Here is a 25245-nt window from a genome sequence, read left to right as displayed (position 1 = left end):
CACCTCGCGCGACCGCGCTACTCCTGGTGGCCCGTGCCGGTGGGGTCCTCGACCGGGGTGCCTTCCTGCACGGAGCCGGGCGCTGCCCGCTCGTCCGCTGCCGGGGCGTGCGGCTCCTGCGGGGGCGGCGCCGCCTGCGGATCGCCGGGGGCGCTCGCGCCGGGCGGGGGCAGTTGGAGTGCGAGCAGGGCCGCATCGTCGCCGCTGGGCGACATCCGCTCCAGCAGCGCGTCGCAGAAGTCGTCCACGCTGTGCCGCGCCAGCCGCCGGGCGAGGACGGAGCTGTGGTGCCGGAGCTTGGCCATGCCCAGGTCGATGGGGTGGCGCCGGTTCTCCACCAGCCCGTCCGTGTAGAGCAGCAGCGTGCTCTCCGCGGGCAGGTCCGTGTGGGCGTCCGGCCATCCGAGTTCCGGATGCAGAGCGGAGCTCACACCGATCAGCGGGCCGTGGCCGTCCTCCAGGAACCGGGTGTCCCCCTCCCGGGTGATGAGCAGCGGGGGCGGGTGCCCGGCGTTGACCCAGCGCAGCCGCCACGGCCCTCCCTCGGAGCCCTCGAGCCGGGCGAAGACGAGTGTGGCCATGGGGGCGTCACTGGTGTGGGTCACCGCCTCGTCCAGCCGGCGCATGATGAGACTGGGCGGCTCCTCGTGGTCCCAGGCCAGGGCGCGCAGCATGTTGCGGACCTCGGCCATGTGCACGGCGGCCTTCAGGTCGTGACCGACCACGTCTCCGATGATCAGCGTGGTGGTTCCGTCGGACAGGAGGAAGGAGTCGTACCAGTCGCCGCCCACCTCCATGGCACTCTCCGCTGCCTGGTACCGCGCGGCCATGCGCAGGTGGCCCACCTGGGGGAGCGGGGCGAGCAACTGGCGCTGCATCGTCTCGGCGACGTTCCGCTGCTCGTGCTGGAGCCGTGCGTTGTCCAGAGCCAGGCCCACGCGGCGGCCGATGTCGGCGAACCAGGAGGCGACCCCGGCTCCGGCCTCGGTGCTGGTTCCCGCGCCCTCGTCCGCGTCGGACTCGGTGCCGGTGTCATAGGCGGTCGCGGTGAGGGTGACCATGTCCCTGGTCCCGATCACGGTTCCGTCACCGGCCCCGGTACCGGTCTCCGGGCCGGTGTCGGTCTCCGTCTCGGGACCGGACTCGTCCGCGGCGAAGAGCTCGCTGTCGCAGGCCAGGGTCAACAGGCCGAACGGCCGCTGCCGTGTGCGGATGGGCACCAACAGTGCGGCGCCGTCACCGAGGTGGTCGAAGAGCACCTTGTGCGTGGCGGCGAACGCGTCGTGGGCGGCGCCGTGCCCCAGCTCCTCGGACCGCAGCAGGACGGGCCGGTGGCCGTTGAGCAGGCGGCTCACGACCGTGCGGGCCCCCTCGGGCAGGGACACCGCCCCTTCCAGCCGTGCCGCCCGCCGGTGGTGCCGGTTGCTGCGCACGGCGACCCGCTCCATCACCTCCGGCTGCGCGGAGCACAGGTCGACCGCCGCCCACTGGCCGACGTCGGGTACGAGCAGCCGGAGCAGGTGGTGCATCTGGCCGACGGTGTCCATGGGCCGCATCAGGACGGCCGACACCTCGGCGGCCAGCCGCAGGCGGACGGTCAGCGTCTCCAGCTCGGCCGTCCGTGCGGCAGTCCGCTGGGCCGCAAGACGGTGCAGGCTGAAATCGTGGAAGAGGAGCACCATGCCGACCTGCCGGCCGTCCATCCGCAGCGGAGTGGTGGCCCAGATGATCGGCACCACGACGCCGTCGGACCGCTGGAAGTACTCGTCGCTGCCCGCCTGGGCCGGTCCCGCTCCGGAAAGCGGAGCCAGCAGTGCGCACTGTTCGCGCGGGATGGTGCCGCCGTCCCTGCGGCGGTGCAGCAGGTCGTGGGAGTCGTGGCCGACCATCTGCCCGGCGGTCCATCCGACCAGGCGTTCGGCCCAGGGATTGGCCGAGGTGATCCGCCCTGACATGTCCATCGTCAGGACTCCCGCACCCAGGCTTTCCAGGGCTGCGGACAGCAGCGCGTCCTTACGTGCGGGCCCCGTCACTGTCCGGTCCTCCGGACCTGGGCACCCCTGTGTGGTGACGCCACCATCCCTGCTCTCCGTCCGCCGTGGCCACCACCGTTCCCCGGACCGTGCCGTGCTCAATCACAGGGACCCTCTGCCGCGTGAGAGCGTCACCGTGACGCGGGAGGGCGGGGCGGGAGCCACCGGGCCTCCCGCACCTTCGGCCACGGCTCCGGGCCGGGGGAGGCATCCTCTGCGGCGTCGTCGGCAGCGGGCGCCCGGCGCACCTGCCGTGGAGCGGGCTCCCGGCGACGAGAGGGGTTACCGGGTGGCCGGGCGGGCGAACGCGGCTCGTACGGGTCGGCTGTTGACGAGGAGGACGACGCCGAGCAGCAGGACCCCGCACACGCCCTGTTCGACCTTCAACCAGGCCGGGAAGCCGCCGGGCAGGGCGACGACGAGCGCGACAGCCACCACCATGACGCCGGAGGCCAGCCGCAACCGCAGGTAGGAGCGGCGGTGTCCGCGTGCCGTGCGCGCCGCGAAGGAGGCCATGAGCAGCGAGGTGACGACCACGACGGTGACCCGGACCCATACGGCATCGGTCACCACGGCGTGATCGTCGCGCAGCAGCAGGACGGCGACGAGCGTGCAGAGGCTGAGCCCCGCGTAGCAGCCGATGAGCAGCAGGGTGCCGCGTAGCGCATTTCGGAAACGGAGGTTGTCCGGGCCGGGGCCCGGGTGTTGTTCTGCGGCGGGCGTTGCGGGCATGGTGTCCTTCGCTTCTCCGGTGGCGCTGTCCCGGCCCGGCCCCTGCTGAAGGGCCCGGGGTCTACGTCGTCACCAGGATCGCCCTCGCGCGTCCGGCCGGGCATCGTCTGCCCGGACGACCCGTCGCACCGCCGCTGTGGGGGGCGGCTCCGTGCCGCCCCGTAGGGGGAGCGCGCTCTCTTCCCCTACCCGCGGGGGTACAGCGCAGGTGGCGCGGTGCGACCCGCGCTCAGGTCGTGGCCAGGCAATGGAGGGCGCCGGTGAGCAGCTCCGCGGCGGCGATACCCGAGGCGGCCGTGGCCCCGTGGGTGGCGATGTGGACCGCGCCGGGTGCGGAGGGGTCCGGCAGGCCCATCTCCACCACGATCGCGTCGGGACGCTCGGCCAGCAGGCCCGTGAGGGTACGCGCCAGCCACCCGTGCCGGGCGGCGTCCCGCACCACGACGACCAGAGGGCGCCCCGCGGCCGGTGCCAGCGCCTGGGTCCGCACGGCGTCGGGTGAGCCGAGGTCCTGTTCCTGGAGCCGGACGGAGGTGGTGCCGGGGAGGCGTTCGGTGAGGGGTGCGGCGACGCCCCAGGGGGTGTGGGAGCCGACGGCCAGGTTGGTGCCGGGCGCCAGTTCCACCACGTGGGGCGGTGCGGTGAGCGGGAGGGCGTCGGGTGCGGAGCCGGTCAGCCGGACGGCGCGCCGGGCGGCCTCGACGCCGATCCCGCTGCTCAGCGGCCCGGCGGGGGAGGTGCGGCGCAGCTCAGCCGACCAGGCGGCGAACTCCCTCACGCGGTCTGCCGCCTGGGCGAGCCGCTCCGCAGGGAGCCGCCCCTGCACGACCGCGTCGACGAGAGCCGTGACGATCGTTCGGGCGGTGCCCTCGTCGGCGTTCTCGCCGCCGACGCAGAGGGCGTCCACCCCGGCGGCGACGGCCCGTACGGCCGCGCCGTCGATCCCGTACCGGTCGGAGACGGCGCCCATTTCGATGGCGTCGCTGACGACCATGCCCTCGAAACCGAGGTCGGTGCGGAGCAGGTCGTGGAGCAGGGCGCGGCTGAGCGTGGCGGGCTCGGCGGGGTCGTGGGCAGGCACCAGCAGGTGGGCGCTCATGACCGCGCGGGCGCCCGCGTCGAGGGCGGCCCGGAACGGCGGCAGGGCCTCGGCGGCGATGCGCTCGCGGTCGGCGCCGTAGGTGGGCAGCCCGTGATGGGAGTCGACGGCGACGTCCCCGTGCCCGGGGAAGTGTTTGGCGCAGGCGGCCACTCCGGAGGACTGGAGCCCGCGGATCCACGCGGCGGCGTGCCGCGAGACCAGTTGCGGGTCGGCCCCGAAGGAACGGACGCCGATGACAGGGTTGTCCGGGTTGGAGTTGACATCGACGCTGGGGGCGTAGTCGAGGGTGATGCCCGTGGCACGCAGCTCGTGCCCCAGGTCGGCGGCGACCGTCTCGGTGAGCGCGGCGTCGTCCACGGCGCCCAGGGCGAAGTTGCCGGGCCGGGTGGAGCCGGTGGCGAACTCGATGCGGGTCACGTCTCCGGCCTCTTCGTCGATCGCGACGATCAGGTCCGGGTTCTCGGACCGGAGTTGCCCCACCAGCCGGGCGACCTGGCCGGGCGAGGCGATGTTGCGGGAGAAGAGGACGACGGAGCCCAGCCCGTCGGCGATGTCACGGAGGACCCAGTCCGGTGCTGTGGTGCCCACGAACCCCGGCTGGAGGATGGAGAGCGCGAGACGTCGCAGCTCTTCGTCGTGTGTGCTGGAGGGCATCTGCCGCGCCTTTCGGTGGGAGCGAGCGTGGGCGGGCGCACCTGGGGCTGCCGTCGGTGCCTGGTCGAGGGCTCCATGATGCTTGGTATAGACCAAGGAGTGTCCGCCCAGGCTAACCACCCCTGTCAAGCATGCTGCGTCACTTTGCGGACATTTCCGTTCGCGGTCCGGGGGAGACCGCGGTGCTGTGGACGGGGCGGGCCCGTGGTGCTCCGTCCACGGCGGCCGACGGCCGCCGGGAGTCGGCGTGCCGGACGGCGGGGCACTGGCGCAGAGTCCCAAGTGTGCGCCATACGGGATCGGTTGGGCGCGGGCACGGTGTCCGTCCCTCGGAGCGCCTCGCACGGGCGGTGTTGACAGCGACAGTTGGTCTAGTCCAACGTTGGTGAGGCGTGAGAGCCACCCGGGGCGGCAGTGACAGGCCGCGTCCTGGTGGGTCTGGCGCAGATCTGCCGCACCGAGACCTTCTCCTCGCCGCGCCACCCGCGCCCGCCCACGCTTCCTCCGAGGCAGCAGCCGGCGGCCCGCGCCGTGGCCGCCGGGCGACGAGCGCCGAGGCGGTGCCGCGGTGCGCGGTGCTTCCGGACACCGTGCGCACCGTGGCCCCCAGGCGTCCGGCCGTGAGCCGGCCGCCACGCGCTGCGGTACCGGTCCCCCCACGCCGTTCAGTGGCCGGTCCTGGCACGGGAGCGACAGCGACCGAAGAGACCGAGCCCTGGAGCACCATGACCACCTCCGACCGATATCTGCACCGCGCTGCCTCGCCCGTCCCGTACTTCAGCTCGGACGGTGAGACCTACCTGGCACAGACACCGCTGCGCGACCTGGACAAGTCCCGCCCTCTGCGGGTCCTCTCCGAAGAGGACTTCGCGCACTGGCAGACCTACGGCTACGTGATCGTGCGCGAAGCCGTTCCCGCAGCGGCCGCCCGGCGCCTCCTCGACTTCTCCTGGGAGTACCAGGGCCTGGACCCCGACCGGCTTGAAACCTGGTACCACGAGCGTGAGTTCCGCTCCGAGCTGGACCGGGAACTGCACATCTACGGCTTCGTCGAGGCATACCACCACCAACTCCTGTGGGACAGCCGCCAGACGCAGCGGGTCTACGACGCGTTCGTCGACGTCTGGGACTGCGAGGAGCTGTGGGTGACCCTCGACCGGCTCAACCTCAACCCGCCCAATGTCCGCAACCGGGACCGCGCGCTGATCGGGCAACGGGACCAGGGCTTCGACATCACTCTGCACTGGGACATCGACACGACCCTGGGCGTGCTGCCCCAGCGCGTCCAGGGCATCATCGCGCTGAACGACACCAGCGACGAGTGCGGCGGCTTCCAGTGCTGCCCCGAACTCTTCCGGCAGTTCGAGCGCTGGCGGGCCCTCCAGCCCGAAGGGCGCGACCCGATCAGGCCGCAGATCGACCGTACCGAGATGCCCGTCGTACGGCCCGACCTGCGGGCAGGCGACCTGTTGATCTTCAACGGACTGCTGGCGCACGGAGTGGCCCCCAACACCTCGGCCGACAGCGTCCGCGCCTGCCAGTACCTGTCGATGATGCCCGCGCTGGAGACCCATCAGGAGCTGCGCCGCTCCCGCGTCGACTCCTGGCGCACTCTCGCCACACCCGACTGGAACCCCACACTCCTCGGCGACGCCGACAAGCCCGAGGCGCTGCGTTACGGCACCGCCGAACTCAACGAACTGGGCGCCAGACTGCTCGGCCTCACCTCGTGGACCGGGACCGACCCGCAGCGCCGCATCGGAGAGGCAGCATGCGCCGTATCTGCCTGACCCTGCCCACCGACAGGCCGTGCCCCCGGACCATCGCGGCCCTCGGAGCCGAAGCCGCTTACGCCGTCGCCCACCACGGGGTCGAGGTGCGGCTGCTGATCCTCGACAGCTGCGAGACCGAGGCGTACCAGGCCAACGCGGCGGCCGTCCGTGACCTGCCGGCCATCCCGCACACCGTCGTGCACCACCTCGACGAAGCGGCACAGGAAGCCTTTCTCCGGAAGGTGATCGGGGCGGCCGAGGCCACCAAACCCGACCTGCTGCTGGACCTGATGCTCCCCAGCCGGCTCTCCTACGGAGCCTGCACCAACCGGGCGTTCCTGCTCGCCGCCGCACTCGGCTGCCGGTCCGTGCACCGCAGGGACTCCGACAGCCGCTACCAGGTGGTGGACGGCGCAACCGTCTTCCCCGTCCACCACGAGCTGCGCTCGCTCGGCAGACCGGCGGCCGAAGCCGCATCCGGAGTCTCCCGGACGGCGCTGGCGGCCGAGCACCGCCACAAGCGGGTGGCGATGGTGGGCGGCTCCTTCGTGGGCGAACTCTCGGTGGACATCGGCGAGATGCAGGCGCTCGACCGGGACGTCTACCACGACGTGGTCAGCCTCTGGGCGCCGCCGCAGTGGTCCGCGCAGCAGAAGCGGGAGCTGGTGGAGGAGTCCTTCCGGGGCGCCGGAAGCGAGCCGTTCACCCAGGACGACTCCCTTCTCACACTGGTCGACCCGATGCGCGTCGACATGTGCAACATCAGCTTCCATGGCGTGCACGAGCGGGTGCCGCTGCCGCCGGCGACCGACACGATCGGCAGCGACTACTTCCTCATCCACCTCGTCCACGACGCGGCGCTCCCCGGTGTGCTGCACAACCGCAACATCGTCAACTACTACACCCCCGAGCGGCGCACCGACGCCGGGTTCGTGGCCTACCAGACGCGCTTCGTGAAGTTTCTGCTGTCGATGCGCTACCTCAACGTCGTCTACGACCGGATGGCGCAGGACGGTGCGGCGCTGCTCGACGGCGACGGGGAGGTGAGCGCGCCGGCCGTCGCCGACCTCGTCCATGGCAGCACCCACCTCGACCAGGCCGAGAACGTGTGGCGGCTGGACCGGATCGACGCCGCCTACCGTCGGCTCGGCGGCCGCTATGCGGCGTTCGCCGACCGCCTCGCCCCGCGACGCGAACGTCTCCTGGACGAGGCGCGCCGCGACATGGAGGACTTCGCGGTACTCGCCGAGTCGTGGGCGGCGCTGGTGCACGCTGCCCACAACTGCCCACCCGCCTCGGCCACGGGGCGGCCCGCATGAGCGACACCGTACGCATACGCCGCATCGCCGAGACCGACTGGGACGGCATCGTCGCGCTGGAGGACCGCACCTACACCCCTCTCGGACTGTCCGAGGGACGGGCCGCGCTCCGCTCCAAGGCGCAGGTCTCACCCGACACCTGCTTCGTACTCGACGTCGCCTCCCGGCCCGCCGGGTACCTGCTGGCACTGCCGTACCCGCCCGCACACTTCCCCGACCTGGCGTGGACGGAGGACCCGTCCTTCGTCTCGCGCAATCTGCACCTGCACGACATGGTGATCACCCCACCGCTGCGGCACAGGGGGCTGGGCCGGCGGCTGTTCCGCCACCTGTCCAGCACGGCGCGGGCCCACGGTTTCGAGCGGATGTCCCTCGTCGCTGTGGGCCCCAGCGGACGGTTCTGGGCGGCGTGCGGGTTCGCCGCCCAGCCGCAGGTCGCCGCCCCCGCCGGATACGGCCCGGACGCCGTCTACATGTCCAAGCCCCTGCCGCCTGCCGACCGGCTTCTCCCCCTGGCGGCGCGGCACCGCGCCGCCCGTCCGTGCGCGACGAAGTGAGGCGACACGTGTCCGCTGCTCCCGCCCGACGCGGCCAGGTGGCCATCGCCGCGCTCTTCTGCTCCCTGGGCTTCCAGTACGCCACCTGGGCCTCCCGGATCCCGGCCCTGAAGACGGAACTCGGTCTCACGGCAGCCGAGGTGGGCGTCCTGCTGATGGCCGCCGGTGTCGGCGCCTCGGTGTCCTTCCCCCTCGTCGCGGTGCTGATGAGACGCATGGGGTCACGGCGGCTGGCCCTGGCATCCCTGTGCGGCCTGACCCTGCTGCTCCCGGCTTTGGCCGCCGCCCCCGGCTATCCGACCGCCCTGCTGGTGCTGTGCGCCGACGGCGTCCTGGTGGGATGCCTCAACACCGCCATGAACGCACAGGGCGCGGCGCTGGAGAACGCGTACCGCCGCACTGCCATGGCCCGGCTCCACGCCACCTTCAGCGGCGGCTCCCTGCTCGCGGCTGCCCTCGCCTCCGGTGTCACCGCGCTCACCCCGTCCGTCACGGCACACTTCGCCGTGGCCGCCGTCGTCCTGGCCCTCCTCGCAGCCTGCGCGCGCACCGGACTGTTGCGCCAGGAGGACGGGACCGCCCCGCAAGAAGAGGCACCGGACGGCCGGGGGAGAGGACCGGAGAAGCGCCGTCGCCGATGGGTCCTGCCCAGCCGGACGACCTACTGGATGTGCGGCGCCATGGTGTTCGGCACGGTGACGGAGGGCGCCATGAACGACTGGTCCAGCCTCTACCTGAAGGACGTCGCCCACGCCTCGGCCCAACTCGCCCCCGCGGGCATCGCCGTGGTGTCCGGGATGATGGTGATCGCCCGTCTCTTCGCCGACCACTGGCGTGACCGCTGGGGCGACCGGCACGTGGTGCTCCTCGGCAGCGCCCTGGCCGGAGTCGGCCTGCTCCTCGCCCTCGCGGCCGGCGGGGTGGTGCCGGCCTTGCTCGGATTCGCCTGCGTCGGCCTGGGCATCGCCGCCGTCACCCCCTGCGTCTACGTGGCCGCGGCCGAACAGGGCTCGGACTCCCTCACCGTGGTCGCGGCCATGGGCACGACGGGCCTGCTGGCCGGGCCGCCACTGATCGGCTTCGTGGCGAACGGGAGCAGCCTGGCGTGGGGCATGGCCCTCGTCGCGGTGTCGGCGCTCCTCGTCTCCGCCTGCGGCACGCGCATCAGGTGGCGGCCGGTCGAGCGCAGCGCGTCCCCCGAGACGGCGAGCGCCGCATGAGCGTGCCCGGACCCGGCGGCGTCAGGAGTCCAACGAGCCGCCCGCGATAGTCCATGGGCACCGCCGTGCGCGGCCGAGTACCACATGACAAGGCCCGGCGTCCGTCGAGCTCCCCGCCGACGGACCGCTTACGGGCCCGGCCTCAGCACCCCTCAAGAGAAGAGGAACAGCATGCCGGTAGCCACGACCCTGCGCCGCTGTGCCTTACCGCTCCTGGCGGCAGGACTGCTCGCCGCCGTTCCCCACACCGCGTCCGCCGATGTCGGGGGCGGCAACGTGTCGGTCGGCTGGTCGATCGAGGACGCACCCTCCTCGGGGATGACAGACATCACCTTCCCCATCACCGTCAACCCGGCCACAGCCCACCAGGCGGGCATCTACTTCGCCCAGCAGTACGACTTCGCCGACGCCATGGGCTACACCGGTCTCCAGCCCCGGGAGGACAGCGGCGGCAACGAGCGGATGTCCGCCCGCTTCTCCACCTTCACGGACGGGGCGACCACCTCCGACCCGCTGTGCCACGACGGAGCCGACGGCGGTCCCGGCGTGACCTGCGCGGTGGACTTCGACGCCGTGTACGGCCACCGCTACGACATCAAGGTCGAACGGACCGGGACCGACACGTGGACCGGAACGGCCACGGACACGGTCTCCGGAAAGGCCACGCACCTGGGCACGTACACGCTCCCGGCGGGCAGCGGAGACCTCCAGGGGTCGCAGGGCGGTTTCGTGGAGTACTACTCCTCCATCCCCAGCTGCGCGGAGATGCCCCGCTCGGACGTGGTCTTCGGCGGGCCCACCATTACTGCGGCGGGCGGCCTCAGCGGTACGAGCCGGGCCAACTACGAGTACAGCGACTGCGTCGGCGAGTCCGGCTACCACGCCGAGAACGACGGCGCGGGCACCCACGTGACGCGCGGGTTCGTCTCGTGAGCCGACCCGCACCCACGTCCGTGGCGGCACCCGCTCACACCTAGCGGCCACCGCCGCCCGTGACCGGAGCCGGTCCGTGGGGGCGTCGCCTGCCGTAACCCCCGGCGGGTGACGCCCGCGACCGTCTCAGCACCCCAGCACAGTGCGCAGGAAGGCGTTGCGGAACTTGCCCTGCGGGTCCCAACGGGCGCGCAGCGCACGGAAGTCCGCAAGCCGCGGGCAGACCTCGCCCAGCCGCGCGGAAGACGAAGCGAAGACCTTCCCCCAGTGCGGGCGGGCCGCGAACGGGGCCAGTGCCGCCTCCACGGCCGCCACCGCGCCCCGCACCCGGGACGGCTCGGGCTCCCAGGTGAAGTGCACCGCCAACGAGTCCCGCCCGTACGCCGGGCTCAGCCACTGGTCGTCGCCCGCCACCGTGCGGACCTCGCACACCTGGAGGGCCGGCGCCACCGCCTCCCGCACCTGTGCCAGCGCACCAAGCGCATCGAGCCCCTGGTCCCGGTCGAGCAGGTACTCCGACTGCAGCTCCGCTCCGCTGCTCGGAGGGGACTCCGGCCGGAAATGGGGCAGTCGCTCGTGCCAGGGCCCGGCCAGCCCGCCCTGCACGGTGCAGTTCGCTCCGGGACGGCCGAGCACCGGATGCCGTTGCCCGGTCACGGGGGAGGACCAGGGAAAGACCACCTCGGGGCCGTCGCAGCGCCGCTTCAGCCAGGCCTGGGTCCAGCGCGGCGCACGCCAGTCCGTGAACAGGCTGACGCTCGCGGCCGATCCCGTCACCGCCGCCAGGTCGAGGCCGCCGTCGCCGTGGCCCGTGAGCGGAAACCCGTCGAAGACGTACTGTTCCATCTCGTAGGCGGGCTCCAGGTCCAGCGTCAGCGCCGTCACCACGCCCAGCCCGCCCAGGGAGACCACCGCTCCGGCGAAGTCGGGCTCGCCGCGCCGCACCGTGGACGAGCTCCCGTCCGCCGTGAGGATCTCCACCTCCCGCACGGCCGCCGACAGTGGCGGCGTGGTGTTCCCCGAGCCGTGGCTGCCCGTGGCGACCGCCCCCGCAACCGAGATGTGCGGCAGTGACGCCATCGCCGCCAGCGCGAAACCGCGCTCGTGCACGTACCGGGCCAACTCCGCGTAACGTACCCCGCCGCCCACGCGTACGGTGCCGGCCGCGGCGTCCAGCTCCAGCACCGGCGGCAGTCCCGCCAGCGAGACCAGCGCACCGTCGGCCGTGTCGGTGTCGGCGAGCCGGTTGAAGGTGTGGCCACTGCCCAGGACCCGTACCTGGCGGCTCCGGGCCACTAGCGTGCGCAGCGCCTCCACGGATGCGGGGCGCCGGACCCGGTCGGCCGTGTACCGGATGTTCCCCGCCCAGTTGACCGGCCCGGTGTCCGCCGCCGCTGCCGTACACGCTTCGCCCGTCACCGCGTCACGTCCCCTTTCCGGCACCCCTCGTGCACGTTCCCTGCCACGCGATCATGCCGCGCCCGCTACAGGTCAGGGCTTGAGGGCCACGCCTGCCCACACACAGGACTGCGCGGGGGTCACAGCACCGGGCAGGCCCGGCAGTTCGTCCTCGCCGATGTAGTCGGGACGCCAGTCGCAGCTCGCCACCAGGCCGGGGTCGAGAAGGTCGAGGCCGACGAAGTACTCCGCGACCGACGCGTGGGTGCGCACGTGCAGATCGATGCCGCGCTCCCGGTAGATGCGGGCGACCTCCTCGGCATCGGGCTCCAGATCGGCGGTGCCGTGGGAGAGGACGAGCGCGCTGCCCGGAGGAAGAGCGTCGACGAGCGCGCGGACCAGGCCGTGCGGGTCGTCGGCGTCCGGCACGAAGTGCATGAGGGCGACCAGGGACAGCGCGACCGGCTGCGTGAAGTCGAGCGTCTTGCGGGCGTACTCGACGATGACGTCCGGCTCTCGCACGTCCGCCTCGATGTAGTCGGTGGCCCCCGCGGGGGTGCTGTTCATCAGAGCCCGGGCGTGCGTGAGCACGATCGGGTCGTTGTCGGAGTAGACGACCCGCGCCTGCGGCTGCTCCCGCTGGGCGACCTGGTGCAGGTTGGGAGAGGTGGGGATGCCCGTTCCGATGTCGAGGAACTGGGCGATGCCGTGCTCGCGGGCGAGCAGCCGCACGGCACGGTGCATGAACTCACGGTTCTGCCGCGCCGCCACCATGATGTTCGGCAGCGCGCCCAGGGCGACGGCCGCGGCCTTGCGGTCCACCTCGTAATTCGTCTTGCCCCCGAGGAAGTAGTCGTACATCCGGGCGCTGTGCGGCTTGCCCGTGCTCAGCCGGCTCACCTGTCCTGTGCTCATCATCACCCTCCCCAAAGACGCTGCCCACACTCTGTAACACGAGGGCCCGTTCGCGCTACATCAGGCGCCCGTCGATGTGTGCGGGCCACCTCGGACGACGGTCGACGGCCCGTCCGGCGCGGACCCGTCCCCGGCCGGCCGCCGCATGCGATCACGCCTCCGGAAGCCCGCGCCAACCACCGGCGTCCACCCCGCCCGGCACCGGGGCCTGGGGGTCGTAAGGGCGGCGGGTGAACATGAACGAGCCGAGGTCCAGATGGCTCACCGTGCCGTCGGACCGTCGCACGGCCTGGAGGCGTTCCCCTGCGTAGTAGCCGTCCAACCCGGTCCAGGAGCCGTCGTCCTCGGCCCGGAACCGGGAGCGCCGTCCGCCTCCCGCGAGCGGTTCCAGCACCAGAGCGCCCTCTGCCGCCAGCCGCACCCCGATCACCTGGGTGCCCCAGTACCAGGGGCCCGTCAGCTCCAGCACCGACGGGTCCACCTCGGGCAGCGGGTGCCAGGGGGCGGGGACGCGGGGCTCCGCCTCGGCCACGATCCGGATCAGGTCGACGGCCGTCGTCTCCACGGCCGGCCCCGAGGTGCAGTTGGCGAGGACGACGGCGGCCAGGCTCTCCGACTCGCAGACCCACAGCGCCGCGAGGAAGCCGGGCAGCGAGCCGGAGTGGCCGAACACGGTGCGGCCGCCGCGTCGCGCGAGGGAGACACCGAGCCCGTAGCCGCCCTCCCCGTCACCCGGCGCGGGCGGCGCCGCGGGCATCCGCATCTCCTGCACGGACTCCCGGCTCAGTACCCGCTCGTCTCCCTGGACGAGGAACGCGGCGAAACGGGCGAGGTCGGCCGTGGTGGACCACAACTGTCCCGCCGCTGCCATCAGGCCGAGATCCTGCGCCGGTTCGGGCAGCAGTACGTCGGCCCAGGGGTGCACGGCCCAGCCTGCGGCGTGCGGCTCCCGCGGCTGCGGACCGGTCCGGTGGAGGCCGAGCGGGGCGAGCACCTCCCGCTCCAGCACCTCGTGCCACGGCGCACCGCGTACCGCCTCGACGAGCGCGCCGAGCAGGGTGTAGCCGGGGTTGGAGTAGTGGTAGCGGCGCCCTGCGGGCAGCTTGCCGGGCAGGTCGCCCAGCACGTCGGACAGCGTGGTCCGCAGGCTCGCCGGGCTGCGCTCCCACCACGGGCCGGGCGTCTCCGCGGCGAGGCCGCCCGTGTGCGAGAGCAACTGGGCCACCGTCACCTCGCCGGTGCCGGTACCCGGCAGGTGCCGCTCCAGCGGGTCCGACAGGTCCAGCAGACCCTCGTCGCGCAGCCGCAGCACCACAACGGCCGTGAACGTCTTGGTGATCGACCCGATGCGGTACTGCACGTTCTCGTCGGGCCCGTGCCCGTCCAGGCGTCCTCGCGCGCCCGTCCACGCGAGCTCCCCCTCGCGGGCCACCGCCGCCACCAGGGAAGGGGCCCGGCCCTCAGCCTGCGCCGTGGCGATCCGGTGCACCAGCGCCCGCCGGGTGGCGGGCAGGAGTTCCCCGACGAAGGGCGCGGGACGGGGAGGGCGGACGGGTTCGGTTTCCAGCGGCTCGCTCATGGGCTCAGTCCATCACGGCCGGGCTGTGTGCAGCCGGACGAGAGGAATGAAGAGCTGGAGGGTGGCCGGGACCGGGACGAAGGAGCGGCACCGGCGGCTGTGGGACCAACCTGCCGGTGCCTACGCGAAGGACGTCACTTCCGCGCACTCGCGTGCGTTGCCGCCCCCCGGGCGCGGCAAACCGGCCGCAGCCGAACGTGATCTCACGGCAGCCGAACCGTTGCCGACCGGTGTCCTCCTCCCTCCGCGGCCCCTGCGGACGAGCACGGGAGGACTTCGGTAGTGCCTCGGCGTGCGGCTGAAGAAGGTTTCACCGGCGGCCGGGCTGCACTGTCATGTGCCTGGCAGTACCGAACGAGCCGAACCCCCGACGACGCGGGAGGCGGCGGAGTCGAGGGACGCGTCGTGCGCCCACCCGACTCCCGTGCCTCGGTGTAGTGCCCCGCCCCGCGCCAACTCGTCGCCGGGCAAGCCGACTGCCCCGCTGCGGCGGGCCGCTGCCACGTCTCGGCCTCACCGACGGCGGACGCGGTCATGGCGCCCGTCCTCGGCCCTGGACGCCGCTCGCGCACCGATGCACCGGCGGGCCCACTGATGGCGGAATGCGGAGCGGACGCCGCCGAGCACGCTGTAGTTACCGCGAGCGGCAACGGACATCCCCGGCACACACCGGTGACGTACCGCTCTCGGTGCGCAGCGCGTCCCTGGTGGCGCCGCTGACCACGCGGGGCACTCACGGGCTCGGACCACAGGGAGAGGGCGAAGGTGGCAGTACAGACGGAGACGCGCGCACCGCAGGGGCCGCGGGGGCCGAGGGGAGGCCGGCAGCGGCGGCCGGGCAACGTCGTGGTCGCGTGGCTCACCACGACGGACCACAAGAAGATCGGCTCGCTCTACATGATCAGCGCGTTCCTCTTCTTCCTGCTCGGCGGGCTGATGGCGCTGTTCATGCGCGCCGAGTTGGCCCGCCCCGGAATGCAGTTCCTCTCCAACGAGCAGTACAACCAGGCCTTCACGATGCACGGCACCGTGATGATGCTGTTCTTCGCCACACCGCTGTTCGCCGGTTTCGCCAATGCCGTCATGCCGTTGCAGATCGGGTCCCCCGATGTGGCCTTTCCCCGGCTGAACATGCTGTCCTACTGGCTCTACCTGTTCGGCGGGCTCATCGCCGTCGCCGGGTTCCTCACCCCGAACGGGGCGGCAGACTTCGGCTGGTTCGCCTACACGCCGCTCTCGGACGCCATCCGCTCACCCGGAGTGGGCGCCGACCTGTGGGTCATGGGCCTGGCGATGTCCGGTTTCGGCACCATCCTGGGCGCGGTCAACTTCGTGACGACGATCATCTGCATGCGCGCCCCGGGGATGACCATGTTCCGCATGCCGATCTTCACCTGGAACGTGCTGCTGACCAGCGTTCTGGTGCTGATGGCCTTCCCCGTCCTGGCCGCCGCGCTCTTCGCGCTGGAAGCCGACCGCAAGTTCGGGGCGCACGTCTACAGCGCGGCGAACGGCGGTCCGCTGCTGTGGCAGCACCTGTTCTGGTTCTTCGGCCACCCCGAGGTCTACATCATCGCGCTGCCGTTCTTCGGCATCGTCTCCGAGATCATCCCCGTCTTCGCCCGCAAGCCGATGTTCGGATACGTCGGTCTCATCGGCGCCACCATCGCGATCGCCGGACTGTCGGTCACGGTGTGGGCTCATCACATGTTCGTCACCGGTGGCGTCCTGCTGCCGTTCTTCTCCTTCCTGTCCTTCCTCATCGCGGTACCGACCGGAGTGAAGTTCTTCAACTGGATCGGCACCATGTGGAAGGGCTCGCTCTCCTTCGAGACGCCGATGCTGTGGACCACCGGCTTCCTGGTCACCTTCCTCTTCGGCGGACTGACGGGGGTCCTGCTGGCCTCCCCGCCGATGGACTTCCACGTCTCCGACTCGTACTTCGTGGTCGCGCACTTCCACTACGTCGTCTTCGGCACCGTCGTCTTCGCGATGTTCGCCGGCTTCTACTTCTGGTGGCCGAAGTTCACCGGCCGGATGCTCGACGAGTACTGGGGCAAGGTCCACTTCTGGATTCTGTTCGTCGGGTTCCACCTGACGTTCCTCGTCCAGCACTGGCTCGGGGCCGAGGGCATGCCGCGCCGGTACGCCGACTATCTGGCCGCCGACGGGTTCACCGCACTCAACACCCTCTCCTCCATCGGCGCCTTCCTGCTCGGCGCCTCCACGCTGCCGTTCCTGTACAACGTGTGGAAGACCGCGCGGACCGCTCCGCTGGTGCATCAGGACGACCCCTGGGGCTACGGCCGCTCCCTGGAGTGGGCGACCTCCTGCCCGCCCCCGCGGCACAACTTCCTCGCCCTGCCGCGTGTGCGCTCCGAGTCGCCCGCCTTCGACTTCCACCACCCCGAGGTCTCCCAACTGGACCAGGCCGAGTGGACCGGCCGGCGTGACGCCGTCGAACCGGGTGCGGGGGCTGCGCCACCGCCCGGCGACGGTGGCGGGCACGGCCGCGGCCGGGAGGGGAAGTAGCCGCGGTGCGGGCCGGTCACCCCGCCGCCGGGGAGGCCGCCCGCGGCATCAACCGGATCGAGGGCTACCTGCTGGCCCAGGCGGAACGCGACCGGGCCCGGGCGGAGGCCGAGGCTTTCGCCGACCGACTGCCCTGGCTCACCGCGGGCGAGCGGGACGAGGTCGTCCGGCTGTACGCGGCGGAACGCATGGAGCTGTGCCGCCGCGTGCTGCACGGCGTGTCCGACCGCTGCGCGGAGCTCCGCGAGGAGTACACGGAGCACTACGGCCGCCTCCGCCGCCGCCTGTTCACCCGCACGACGGTCCTGCTTCTGACAGCTCTTTGCCTGACCGGCAGCGCGCTGCTGACGAGCCCCACGCTCCTGCGCTGAGCGCCGGACCCCGGTAGCGGACCGTCCGTCGGTTCATGGGGCGCGTGGGGCGGTCTGCCCCTCGGCGGAGCCGGAGTTCCTGCGGTCCGCGAACCGGCCGCGGACCAGGTCGGTCAGCGACGGGCCGCCGCGCAGGCACCACAGGGCGATGACGGGGTCGCACACGGCGCAACCGAGCGAGGAGTCGTGGACGAAGGGGATGATCGGAGCCCCCTTGATGTGGTGGAACACGTCCCAGACGGTGTGCAGCAGCCAGGCGACGCCGATGAAGGTCCACGACTCCAGGCCGCGGTAGGCGACGTAGGTGAGCACCGCGGTGGCGAGGAACTCCCAGCCGCCGAAGCCGCCGCCACTGAGGTAGGCGGCTCCCGCTCCCGCCACCATGACCGCGTTGAAACGGCGCCGGTGCGGTTCGCGGATCAGCGACATCAGCAGGGCGTATCCGAGACCGATCAGGACAGGTGCGAGGTAGCTCATGACAGGGCCGCCGTGGTGGAGCCGGGGCGGACGATCATCAGCACGGTGACCGTGGCCCACAGCAGGTTGAAGACGCCGGTGAGCATGGCGAGGCGGCCCGCCGCCGGCACGGTCGCATCCGGCACGGCGGCAGCGGGGGCGGGAGTCCGCGGCTCGGAGGCCTGGGCGGGCGCGGCGGCAGTTGTCCGCGCCGCGACGAGGGCCGCGTCCTGGGCGGGCAGGATCATCAGCCCCAGCAAAGCGGCGGCCGCGGCCGTCAAAACGATCGAGGCGATCAACCAGCCGCTGCTCAGGACCCCGAGGTTGCTCGCGGTGGCGAATCCGAAGACGGGCACCGCCACGCCGACGACCGCGTAGACCCGGCAGATGCGGTGCAGTTGGCTCAGCGAGACGAGTGCCTCGCCGCCGCCCGGGTCGCCGTGGGCGCGTCGCAGCGTCGCCGGGAACATGCTCGCCGCGACGGTGACCGGTCCGACGGCCAGCACGGCGGCCAGGACATGGAGGGAGAGCAGGAGCTTGGTCACGGGCGGGCCTCTGCGGCGTGGTCGGGCGGGAGGTCGTGAACGTACATGGGACTTCCTCAAGGGTGCGGAGGAGCGAGTGCGACTCGACGGTATGCGGCTGCGCCGGGGCCTCCCAGTGGCGCGAGTGACACCTTTCAACGGGAAAGTGCCACAGGCTGCTGTGCGCCGATGAGCTGCTGGGAAGAAGTGGGAGCCGGCTTCCAGGCCCTGGACGTCGATCGGTGGGCAGGTAGGTTCTGGCCATGCACACCGTCGCCCTGCTCGCTCTCGACAAGGTCGTCCCGTTCGACCTGTCCACCCCTGTCGAGGTCTTCACCCGTACCCGTCTCCCTGACGGGCGGGCCGGCTACCGGATCCGGGTGTGTACCGAAGCGCCGGAGACGGACGCGGGGGTCTTCGCCCTGCGCGCCCCCTGGGGGCTCGACGGGCTCGAAGGAGCGGACACGATCATCGTGCCCGGCACGGCTACGCCCACGGCTCCGCTCGCGCCGGGAGTCGGTGACGCGCTGCGGAGGGCTGCCCGGGAGGGGACGCGCATCGCCTCCATCTGCTCCGGTACGTTCCCGCTTGCGGCCACCGGGCTGCTGGACGGCCTGCGGGCGACCACCCACTGGCTCGGTACGGACCTGCTCGCCGCCACGTACCCGCAGATCGAGGTCGATCCGAACGTCCTGTACGTGGACAACGGCCAGTTCCTCACGTCTGCCGGCGCCGCGGCCGGACTCGACCTGTGTCTGCACATGATCCGCCGCGACTACGGCTCGGCTGTCGCCGCCGACGCCGCACGGTTGTCCGTGATGCCGCTCGAACGTGAGGGTGGGCAGGCGCAGTTCATCGTCCACGAGCACCCGCCGGCCCCGCAGGGCTCCGCTCTCGAACCCCTGCTCACGTGGCTGCAGGAGAACCTGGGCCGCGACCTGACGCTCGCCGATATCGCCGCCGAGGCGAACACCAGCACCCGGACACTGATCCGCCGCTTCCGTGAACAGACCGGCACCACTCCACTCCAGTGGCTCCACCGCGCCAGGATCCGCCGGGCCCAGCACCTCCTGGAGACGACCCGCCACCCGGTCGAACGCATCGCTGTGCAGGTCGGCTTCGGTTCGCCCACCGCCTTCCGCGACCGGTTCAAGCGCACCACCGGCGTCAGCCCCCACACCTACCGCCGCACCTTCAGTTGACACCGCCTCCGCTCCTCGCCCTCCGCGCCGGACGTCGCGCCGAAAACGTCCGATCGGTCCGGCAGGGCCTTGACAACCTCTTTGGTCTGGACCAACTTGAGCAGGTGTCGCGCACCCCGCCGAATCCCCCCACCGGGAGGCAGTTGTGGCACCCCTTCACCCCTTCCGCGCCCGAGCGGCCCGGCGCAGACGGCACCGCCTCCGCGCCGCGGCAGCGGTCTGCGCCGCCACGGCGTGTGCCCTGCTCGCGGTGGAGCCCGCGGCTTCGGGCACGCCCTCCTCCGCGGGGCATCCGTCCGCCCCTGCCACGAGCGCGGCGGACCTGCCCGAACACGCACTGGTCGGCTACTTGCACACGAGCTTTGCCAACGGGTCCGGCTACACGCGCCTGGCGGACGTGCCCGACAGCTGGGACGTCATCGACCTGGCCTTCGGCGAACCCACGTCGGCGACGTCCGGCGACATCCGCTTCAGCCTGTGCCCGCAGACGGAGTGCCCGGACGTCGAGACGGAGCAGGAGTTCAAGGCCGCCGTCGAGGCCAAGCAGGCGCAAGGCAAGAAGGTCCTGCTGTCCATCGGCGGGCAGAACGGCCAGGTTCAGCTCACCACGGCGGAGGCCCGCGACAAGTTCGTCGATTCCGTCTCGGCCGTCATCGACGAGTACGGCCTCGACGGCCTCGACGTCGACTTCGAGGGCCACTCCCTGTCCCTGGACGCGGGAGACACCGACTTCGAGAACCCCACGACCCCGGTCGTGGTGAACCTGATCTCGGCGCTCAAGTCCCTCACAGCGAAGTACGGTGAGGACTTCGTCCTCACCATGGCCCCGGAGACGTTCTTCGTCCAGCTCGGCTACCAGCGCTACGGCCCCGGCGAAGGGGGCGGGGACCCGCGTGCGGGCGCGTACCTGCCGGTCATCCACGCCCTGCGGGACGACCTGACGCTGCTGCACGTGCAGGACTACAACTCGGGCCCGATCATGGGCCTGGACGACCAGTACCACCAGATGGGCGGCGCCGACTTCCATGTCGCCATGACCGACATGCTGCTCTCCGGTTTCCCCGTCCAGGGCGACCCCGCGCACTTCTTCCCTGCCCTGCCCCCGGAGAAGGTCGCGCTCGGCATGCCCGCCTCCCCGTCCGCCGGCAACGGGCATGTCCCGGCCGGCGAGGTCGACACGGCGCTGGACTGTCTGACCAAGAACACCGGCTGCGGCTCCTACGAGCCCCACGGCCGGTGGCCCGCCCTGCGCGGGCTGATGTCCTGGTCGATCAACTGGGACCGCTTCGCGGGCGGGGAGTTCGCCGAGAACTTCGACCGGTACTTCGGCCGAGACGTGTCCTGACGCGGAAGGCGCCGGCGGATGGCGGGTCGGGGGTACGGCTGCGGCCAGCCGTCCCCCCGGCCCGCCGCGTGCTACGGGAAGTGGCGAAAGCTCAGGTGCACTTGCCGGACAGCCAGCTCTTGAAGTCCTTGGTCCAGGAGGTGGCCATCCCCACGGAGCGCGTGGGAGAGCCGAGGCGCGAGAGACTGTCGCTCCACGAGGCGTGATTGCCGGAAGCGGCCGGGGGCGGCTCTTCCCAGTCGACGCTGTCCACCCACGCGGGGTGCCCGGTCAGTGCCGCGCCGAGACCCGCCGCATCGAGGTGCTTCTTCAGCTCCGGTTGCAGCGCCGCGTCATGCGTGTAGATCATGATCTCCTGCGACGGGGCCCGCTCCGAGATCGGCGTGATGACTTCCTGCCACGCCCTCTCGCGGACGGCTGTGTCGCTGTTGAGCAGTGACTGCTCGGCCTCGGGCTTGAGTTCGACCAGCGGCAGCAGCCCGTCGGACCTGGCGCTGTCGAGCCATTCACGGAACGTGAGGACGGTCTCCCCGCTGTACGGGCCTCGGGTGATCGTCCGGCCCTTGAGCTGGTCGGCGCCGGTCGCCCACCACAGCTCCGTGACGGCCTTGCGGGTGCCGGTCAGTCCGTTGGTCGTGGTGTTGTGCCACATCACGCCCTTGGTGCCGTCGCGGGTGAGCTGGAGGTCGGCCTCCACCCCACCGGCGCCCCAGCTCTTCTGCTGGGCGAGCGCCTTGGCACTGTTCGGCTGACGCACCTGGTCGCGGTCCCAGGGGTTCGCCCCGGTCGGGTAGCCGCCGTGCCCGAAGACCGTCGGGCAGACGGGCTGTGCCGTGGCCCCCGCGGGTACCGCCTGGACCGTTCCGAGCAGCAGGGCCGCCCCCGCGGCGGCAGCCCACCATCGTCTCCACTTCACGGTGCCCCCCTCGGCTCCACCGGCGCACACCGTGCAGCCGGTACACGGGCGCCGCGTGACCTGCGCGGGTACGGACCGCGCGCATCCGAGCGGCGCGGTGCCGCAGCATACGGCGCGGCGGGGGACCGCGTAACCCTGCTGTCACCGTTTGTGCGCAGCCCCTCGGGGAGGGGCCGGGTCAGGCCGGGGGCGTGTCCGGTGGTGTCTCCGCTGCCAGGTCCCGGCTCCCCGGTCCGCGCGCGATGCCGGCGGCGAGAGCGGCGAAGGGGATGAGCGCCAGGACGGTGCTGAGGAGGGGCCCGCCGCCGGTGACCAGGGTGAAGTTGGTCAGCACGAGCCACATCCCGACGAGCAGGCCCAGCACCGCCAGGGACGGGGCGAGGCGGGTCTGCCAGACCCGGTTGCGTACGAGCGAGGGGTTGCGGGCGAAGAAGACCACGACCGCGACGGACGTGAGGAGCATGAGCGCGACCATGCCGACCGTCGAGATGGCGGCCATCGAGCTGAAGACGCCCGCCAGCGGGTCCAGTCGGCACAGCGCGCAGGCGGCCACGAGCACCAGCGCGGTGAGGCTCTGCGCGACGGAGGAGACGGAGGGCGAACGGTGGTGGGGGTGGACGGTGCCCAGCGGGCCGGGCAGCAGACCGTGCCGGGAGAGAGCGAACGTATAGCGGGCGATGACGTTGTGGAAGGACAGGACGCAGGCGAAGAGACTGCTCAGGAGCAGAACCTGCATCAGGTCCCGCAAGGTGGTGCCGACATACGCCTGGGCCGTGTCCATCAGCATGTTGCCCCGGCCGTCCACCGTGCGCTGTGCCACCTTCCCGGCGTCCTGCGTGCCCGCGGCCAGCACGAGTGCCCAGCAGGAGACGGTGTAGAACCCGCCGATGATCAGCACGGCGAGGTAGGTGGCGCGCGGGATCGTGCGCTCGGGGGCGCGGGCCTCGTCGCGGAAGACCGCCGTTGCCTCGAAGCCGATGAAGCCGGTGAGCGCGAACAGCACGGCGATGCCCAGCGGCCCGTCGAGTGCGGCGTGCGGGGTGAACGAGGTGCCGGTGATCCCGTGCGCGCCTCCGCGGGCGAAGACCACCGCGTCGAGGACCACCACGACGGCGATCTCCAGCACGAGGGCGACACCGAGCACCTTCGAGCTGAGTTCGATGTGCCGGTACCCCAGAAGCGCTACCGCGCCGACCGCCAGAACCGACCAGACCCACCACGGCATACCCGTGGGTCCTGAGAAGAGGCCGAGCGCGTCGTTCACCGCTCCGCCCAGGTAGCCGTAGACCCCGACCTGGATGGCGGTGTAGGTGACGAGCGCGACGGCGGCCGTGCCGACCCCGACGCGGCCGCCGAGTCCGCGCGTGGCATACGCGTAGAAGGCGCCCGCCTGCGGGATGTGCGGGGTCATCGTGACGAAGCCGACCGCGAAGACGAGCAGCAGCAGGGACGCCAGGGCGAAGCCGACGGGGGCGCCGGCACCGGGGCCGCCGGCCACCGCGAGCGGTACGTTGCCGCCGACGACCGTGAGCGGTGCGGCCGCCGCGATCACCATGAAGACGATGGAGCCGGTGCCCAGACGTCCTCGCAGGTCGCCGGCCTTCTCCTCGCGCTGTGCGGGCGTGCGACGGTCGTCGGTCAGCATGCGGAGTCCTCGGAGGTGCGGGTGGTGGCAGGGGTGTGCGGGTCGGCGGCGGCATCCGCGTACAGGTCCGTGCGGCGGTCGGCGAGATACGGGTTGGCACCACGCGCCCGCCTCACGACCTCCGGATCGACGGTGGCGGACAGGAGCCGGCTGCCGTACTCGACGCGGTCCAGGACCTCGGCGGAGGGGGCGACGAGGGAGCTGCGCCCGACGTACCGCAGATCCCCCTCCGCGCCGTCGTGGTTGATGTAGGCGAGGTAGAGCTGGTTCTCCCAGGCGCGGACGCGCAGCATGTGGTCGGCGACGAAGGCGTACGGTTCCATCTGCGCGGTGGGCACGGCCACCAGGTCGGCCCCGGCCTCGGCGGCGGCGCGTACGGTCTCGGGGAACTCGACGTCGTAGCAGATCAGGAGCGCCACACGGACGCCCTCGAAGTCGACCACCGTGGTCAACCGGTCGCCCGGGGCGAAGTACGCGCGGTCCAGGTCTCCGAACAGGTGGGTCTTGCGGTGGCGGCCGAGCACCTCACCGTCCGGGGCGACGAAGACCGCACTGTTGTAGCAGACGCCGTGCTCCCGTTCCGGCAGACCGACCACGAGGGCCAGTTCGTGCTCGCGGGCGATCCTGCGCACCGGTGGGAGCAGGTCCTCCTCGGCCAGCTCGTGCACGCGGTCCCCGATGTTGTAGCCGGTGAGGAACATCTCGGGGGTGATCAGCAGGCGGCTGCCCCGCGCCCGGGCCTGTGCGCACGCCAGGTCGAGTTCACGCAGGTTGGCGGACACCTCACCAGGGGTTCCGGCGGTCTGGAGCCCGGATATCTTCATCGGCACCTTCGCAACAGGGAGGGGGAGGGGCGACTTCCGGTCATGGAAACATGCTCACTTTGACCACGTAAAGACCTGCGGGATTAGGCTGTGCCGATGGAATCCCAGGCCCGTGCCTCCGAGGCCGGTCACCCGGCGGCCCGTGACGGGGCCCGTGACAGTGCCACCGGGCCGCTGAGCCACGGCCCACTGACCGCGATCCGCCGGACGAGCGCCCTCGACACCGTCAGGGCACGCATCTCCCTGGCCGTCGACCTGGGGCTGCTGGCACCGGGGGAGAAGCTGCCGAACGTGCGGGCGACGGCGTCGGCGCTGGGCGTCGGGGAGATCACCGTCCGCCGCGCCTTCAGCGCGCTGGAGCGGGAGGGAATCGTGCGGCGGCGGCCCGGCCGGAACGGGGGCACCTTCATCGCCGAGCAGCCACGGCTGCATGCGGTGGCCGAAAGTGACGCATACCGTCAGGACGCGGCCCGCGTACGGCGGTTGATCGACGAACGGGTCGTCATGGAGGCGGGACTCGCGCACCTGGCCACCGAGCGCATGGACGCCGCCACGCTCGAACTGCTGGATGCCGCCATCGCGGAGATGGACGCCGCCACCACCTGGGCCGACTTCCATGCCGGGGACAAGCGCTTCCACGCCACGCTCGCGTCCGCCGCCGGCCTGCCGGGGGCCGTGGCGATGTACACGCAGGTCACCCGCGAGCTCTACTGCTACTTCCTGCCCTACTCGATGAGTTACCTGCGCACCAGCAACGAGCAGCACAAGCAGATCAAGGCGGCCTGCGCGGACGGGGACGCGACGCGGGCGGCCCGCCTGCTCTCCGCGCACGCGGCCGAACTGCACCAGACCATGTACGTGGGCCTCACCGGCCAGGACGCCGCGGGAAGCCCCTAGCTGTACGAGGGCTGGGCGCCGGTGACGCCGGTTCCTCGTCGTGATGCGGGTGGTCCACTGCCCGCTCCGCCATGCGGCCGGTGGCAGTTGTCGGGGAACTTCCAGGCGCTGATCGCTGCGCTGCGCCGGCCCTCGCTGTCGAATTCCTGGGCGCGGAGGAGCTCATCGGCCATGGTCCTCTGGTGGTGCGGACACGTGGCGCAGGACCCTCCCGGGGAGATGGCTGGGGGCCTCATGGCGTCGTGCGCACAGGCACGCACTGATCACCAGTCGGCACGGAGGACGCCTCCTCCCAGCACCATGGCCGTACTGACGATTC

At 71.9% G+C, this 25245-nt stretch carries 22 protein-coding genes; 10 read left to right on the top strand and 12 right to left on the bottom strand.

The window, feature by feature from the left end; all coding sequences use genetic code 11:
- Positions 1 to 17: 17 nt before the first annotated feature.
- The 3 genes from H297_RS41240 to H297_RS0106315 form a co-directional block, all read right to left on the bottom strand.
- Positions 18 to 2033, bottom strand: coding sequence for a SpoIIE family protein phosphatase (locus tag H297_RS41240; protein WP_051351589.1), 2016 nt, complete (start codon positions 2031 to 2033; stop codon positions 18 to 20).
- Positions 2034 to 2315: 282 nt separating this feature from the next.
- Positions 2316 to 2765, bottom strand: a complete 450-nt coding sequence (locus tag H297_RS34875; protein ID WP_037793018.1) for a hypothetical protein — start codon at positions 2763 to 2765, stop codon at positions 2316 to 2318.
- A gap of 229 nt (positions 2766 to 2994) precedes the next feature.
- Positions 2995 to 4521: a glycoside hydrolase family 3 N-terminal domain-containing protein gene (locus H297_RS0106315; protein WP_027736345.1), complete on the bottom strand. Its 1527-nt coding sequence runs from the start codon at positions 4519 to 4521 to the stop codon at positions 2995 to 2997.
- A 725-nt stretch (positions 4522 to 5246) separates the two neighbouring features.
- On the opposite strand from H297_RS0106315, the gene H297_RS0106310 reads away from it, so the two are divergent.
- From H297_RS0106310 to H297_RS0106290, 5 genes are all read left to right on the top strand, one after another.
- Positions 5247 to 6311, top strand: a complete 1065-nt coding sequence (locus tag H297_RS0106310) for a phytanoyl-CoA dioxygenase family protein (RefSeq protein ID WP_027736344.1) — start codon at positions 5247 to 5249, stop codon at positions 6309 to 6311.
- Positions 6293 to 7612, top strand: a complete 1320-nt coding sequence (locus H297_RS0106305) for a DUF6271 family protein (RefSeq protein ID WP_027736343.1) — start codon at positions 6293 to 6295, stop codon at positions 7610 to 7612. The genes H297_RS0106310 and H297_RS0106305 overlap by 19 nt, the downstream gene beginning before the upstream one ends.
- On the top strand, positions 7609 to 8169 hold the full coding sequence (locus H297_RS0106300; protein WP_027736342.1) for a GNAT family N-acetyltransferase: 561 nt from the start codon (positions 7609 to 7611) through the stop codon (positions 8167 to 8169). The genes H297_RS0106305 and H297_RS0106300 overlap by 4 nt, the downstream gene beginning before the upstream one ends.
- An 8-nt stretch (positions 8170 to 8177) precedes the next feature.
- Positions 8178 to 9389, top strand: coding sequence for an MFS transporter (locus H297_RS0106295; RefSeq protein ID WP_037793016.1), 1212 nt, complete (start codon positions 8178 to 8180; stop codon positions 9387 to 9389).
- A gap of 171 nt (positions 9390 to 9560) precedes the next feature.
- Positions 9561 to 10322 carry a hypothetical protein gene (locus H297_RS0106290; RefSeq protein WP_027736340.1) on the top strand — a complete coding sequence of 254 codons (762 nt, stop codon included), beginning with the start codon at positions 9561 to 9563 and terminating at the stop codon, positions 10320 to 10322.
- 126 nt (positions 10323 to 10448) lie between these two features.
- Here H297_RS0106290 and H297_RS0106285 read toward each other — a convergent pair whose 3' ends face one another.
- The 3 genes from H297_RS0106285 to H297_RS0106275 form a co-directional block, all read right to left on the bottom strand.
- Positions 10449 to 11741, bottom strand: coding sequence for an FAD-binding protein (locus H297_RS0106285; RefSeq protein WP_051351588.1), 1293 nt, complete (start codon positions 11739 to 11741; stop codon positions 10449 to 10451).
- A 72-nt stretch (positions 11742 to 11813) separates the two neighbouring features.
- Complete coding sequence (locus H297_RS0106280; RefSeq protein ID WP_037793231.1) at positions 11814 to 12635, bottom strand: SAM-dependent methyltransferase; 822 nt, start codon at positions 12633 to 12635, stop codon at positions 11814 to 11816.
- Positions 12636 to 12786: 151 nt separating this feature from the next.
- Entirely contained in the window at positions 12787 to 14214 is a 1428-nt protein-coding gene (locus H297_RS0106275; protein WP_051351587.1) for a serine hydrolase domain-containing protein, read from the bottom strand.
- A 765-nt stretch (positions 14215 to 14979) separates the two neighbouring features.
- Here H297_RS0106275 and ctaD point away from each other — a divergent pair.
- A complete protein-coding gene (gene ctaD, locus H297_RS0106270) occupies positions 14980 to 16746 on the top strand; it encodes an aa3-type cytochrome oxidase subunit I (protein WP_027736336.1) in 1767 nt (588 codons plus the stop codon).
- Between the two features lie 5 nt (positions 16747 to 16751).
- Positions 16752 to 17117, top strand: a complete 366-nt coding sequence (locus H297_RS0106265) for a hypothetical protein (RefSeq protein ID WP_027736335.1) — start codon at positions 16752 to 16754, stop codon at positions 17115 to 17117.
- A 33-nt stretch (positions 17118 to 17150) separates the two neighbouring features.
- On the opposite strand, the gene H297_RS34870 is transcribed toward H297_RS0106265, so the two are convergent.
- Positions 17151 to 17594, bottom strand: coding sequence for a DUF6010 family protein (locus H297_RS34870; protein ID WP_051351586.1), 444 nt, complete (start codon positions 17592 to 17594; stop codon positions 17151 to 17153).
- Positions 17591 to 18118, bottom strand: coding sequence for a hypothetical protein (locus H297_RS0106255; RefSeq protein ID WP_027736334.1), 528 nt, complete (start codon positions 18116 to 18118; stop codon positions 17591 to 17593). The genes H297_RS34870 and H297_RS0106255 overlap by 4 nt, the downstream gene beginning before the upstream one ends.
- A 242-nt stretch (positions 18119 to 18360) precedes the next feature.
- Between H297_RS0106255 and H297_RS0106250 the strand changes: the two genes are divergently transcribed.
- Positions 18361 to 19299: a helix-turn-helix domain-containing protein gene (locus H297_RS0106250; RefSeq protein WP_027736333.1), complete on the top strand. Its 939-nt coding sequence runs from the start codon at positions 18361 to 18363 to the stop codon at positions 19297 to 19299.
- A gap of 145 nt (positions 19300 to 19444) precedes the next feature.
- Entirely contained in the window at positions 19445 to 20644 is a 1200-nt protein-coding gene (locus H297_RS34865) for a chitinase (RefSeq protein WP_078513783.1), read from the top strand.
- Between the two features lie 91 nt (positions 20645 to 20735).
- Here the strand turns inward: H297_RS34865 and H297_RS0106240 are convergent, their stop codons facing one another.
- The 3 genes from H297_RS0106240 to H297_RS34855 form a co-directional block, all read right to left on the bottom strand.
- On the bottom strand, positions 20736 to 21560 hold the full coding sequence (locus H297_RS0106240) for a glycerophosphodiester phosphodiesterase family protein (protein ID WP_027736332.1): 825 nt from the start codon (positions 21558 to 21560) through the stop codon (positions 20736 to 20738).
- Positions 21561 to 21738: 178 nt separating this feature from the next.
- Positions 21739 to 23205 carry an APC family permease gene (locus H297_RS34860; RefSeq protein WP_051351585.1) on the bottom strand — a complete coding sequence of 489 codons (1467 nt, stop codon included), beginning with the start codon at positions 23203 to 23205 and terminating at the stop codon, positions 21739 to 21741.
- Complete coding sequence (locus tag H297_RS34855) at positions 23199 to 24029, bottom strand: carbon-nitrogen hydrolase family protein (protein ID WP_051351584.1); 831 nt, start codon at positions 24027 to 24029, stop codon at positions 23199 to 23201. Before H297_RS34855 ends, H297_RS34860 begins: the two co-directional genes overlap by 7 nt.
- A gap of 96 nt (positions 24030 to 24125) precedes the next feature.
- Here H297_RS34855 and H297_RS0106225 point away from each other — a divergent pair, with 96 nt between their 5' ends.
- Positions 24126 to 24926, top strand: coding sequence for an FCD domain-containing protein (locus H297_RS0106225; RefSeq protein ID WP_078513782.1), 801 nt, complete (start codon positions 24126 to 24128; stop codon positions 24924 to 24926).
- Here the strand turns inward: H297_RS0106225 and H297_RS43155 are convergent.
- Positions 24923 to 25099, bottom strand: a complete 177-nt coding sequence (locus tag H297_RS43155) for a hypothetical protein (RefSeq protein WP_158693653.1) — start codon at positions 25097 to 25099, stop codon at positions 24923 to 24925. The genes H297_RS0106225 and H297_RS43155 overlap by 4 nt on opposite strands.
- Positions 25100 to 25245 lie beyond the last annotated feature (146 nt).

Source organism: Streptomyces sp. CNT360, assembly GCF_000424785.1.
The sequence above is the reverse complement of the archived record's forward strand: the minus strand, read 5'-3'. Positions and strand labels throughout refer to the sequence as shown.

Excerpts from the sequence above, each read along its gene's own strand:
- H297_RS0106305 (WP_027736343.1), top strand. The coding sequence starts at position 6,293 with ATGCGCCGTATCTGCCTGACCCTGCCCACCGACAGGCCGTGCCCCCGG.
- H297_RS43155 (WP_158693653.1), bottom strand. The coding sequence starts at position 25,099 with ATGGCCGATGAGCTCCTCCGCGCCCAGGAATTCGACAGCGAGGGCCGG.
- H297_RS0106275 (WP_051351587.1), bottom strand. The coding sequence starts at position 14,214 with ATGAGCGAGCCGCTGGAAACCGAACCCGTCCGCCCTCCCCGTCCCGCG.
- H297_RS0106300 (WP_027736342.1), top strand. The coding sequence starts at position 7,609 with ATGAGCGACACCGTACGCATACGCCGCATCGCCGAGACCGACTGGGAC.
- H297_RS0106310 (WP_027736344.1), top strand. The coding sequence starts at position 5,247 with ATGACCACCTCCGACCGATATCTGCACCGCGCTGCCTCGCCCGTCCCG.
- H297_RS0106225 (WP_078513782.1), top strand. The coding sequence starts at position 24,126 with ATGGAATCCCAGGCCCGTGCCTCCGAGGCCGGTCACCCGGCGGCCCGT.
- H297_RS34875 (WP_037793018.1), bottom strand. The coding sequence starts at position 2,765 with ATGCCCGCAACGCCCGCCGCAGAACAACACCCGGGCCCCGGCCCGGAC.
- H297_RS0106250 (WP_027736333.1), top strand. The coding sequence starts at position 18,361 with ATGCACACCGTCGCCCTGCTCGCTCTCGACAAGGTCGTCCCGTTCGAC.
- H297_RS0106290 (WP_027736340.1), top strand. The coding sequence starts at position 9,561 with ATGCCGGTAGCCACGACCCTGCGCCGCTGTGCCTTACCGCTCCTGGCG.
- H297_RS34855 (WP_051351584.1), bottom strand. The coding sequence starts at position 24,029 with ATGAAGATATCCGGGCTCCAGACCGCCGGAACCCCTGGTGAGGTGTCC.
- H297_RS34860 (WP_051351585.1), bottom strand. The coding sequence starts at position 23,205 with ATGCTGACCGACGACCGTCGCACGCCCGCACAGCGCGAGGAGAAGGCC.
- H297_RS0106315 (WP_027736345.1), bottom strand. The coding sequence starts at position 4,521 with ATGCCCTCCAGCACACACGACGAAGAGCTGCGACGTCTCGCGCTCTCC.
- H297_RS0106280 (WP_037793231.1), bottom strand. The coding sequence starts at position 12,635 with ATGAGCACAGGACAGGTGAGCCGGCTGAGCACGGGCAAGCCGCACAGC.
- H297_RS34870 (WP_051351586.1), bottom strand. The coding sequence starts at position 17,594 with ATGAGCTACCTCGCACCTGTCCTGATCGGTCTCGGATACGCCCTGCTG.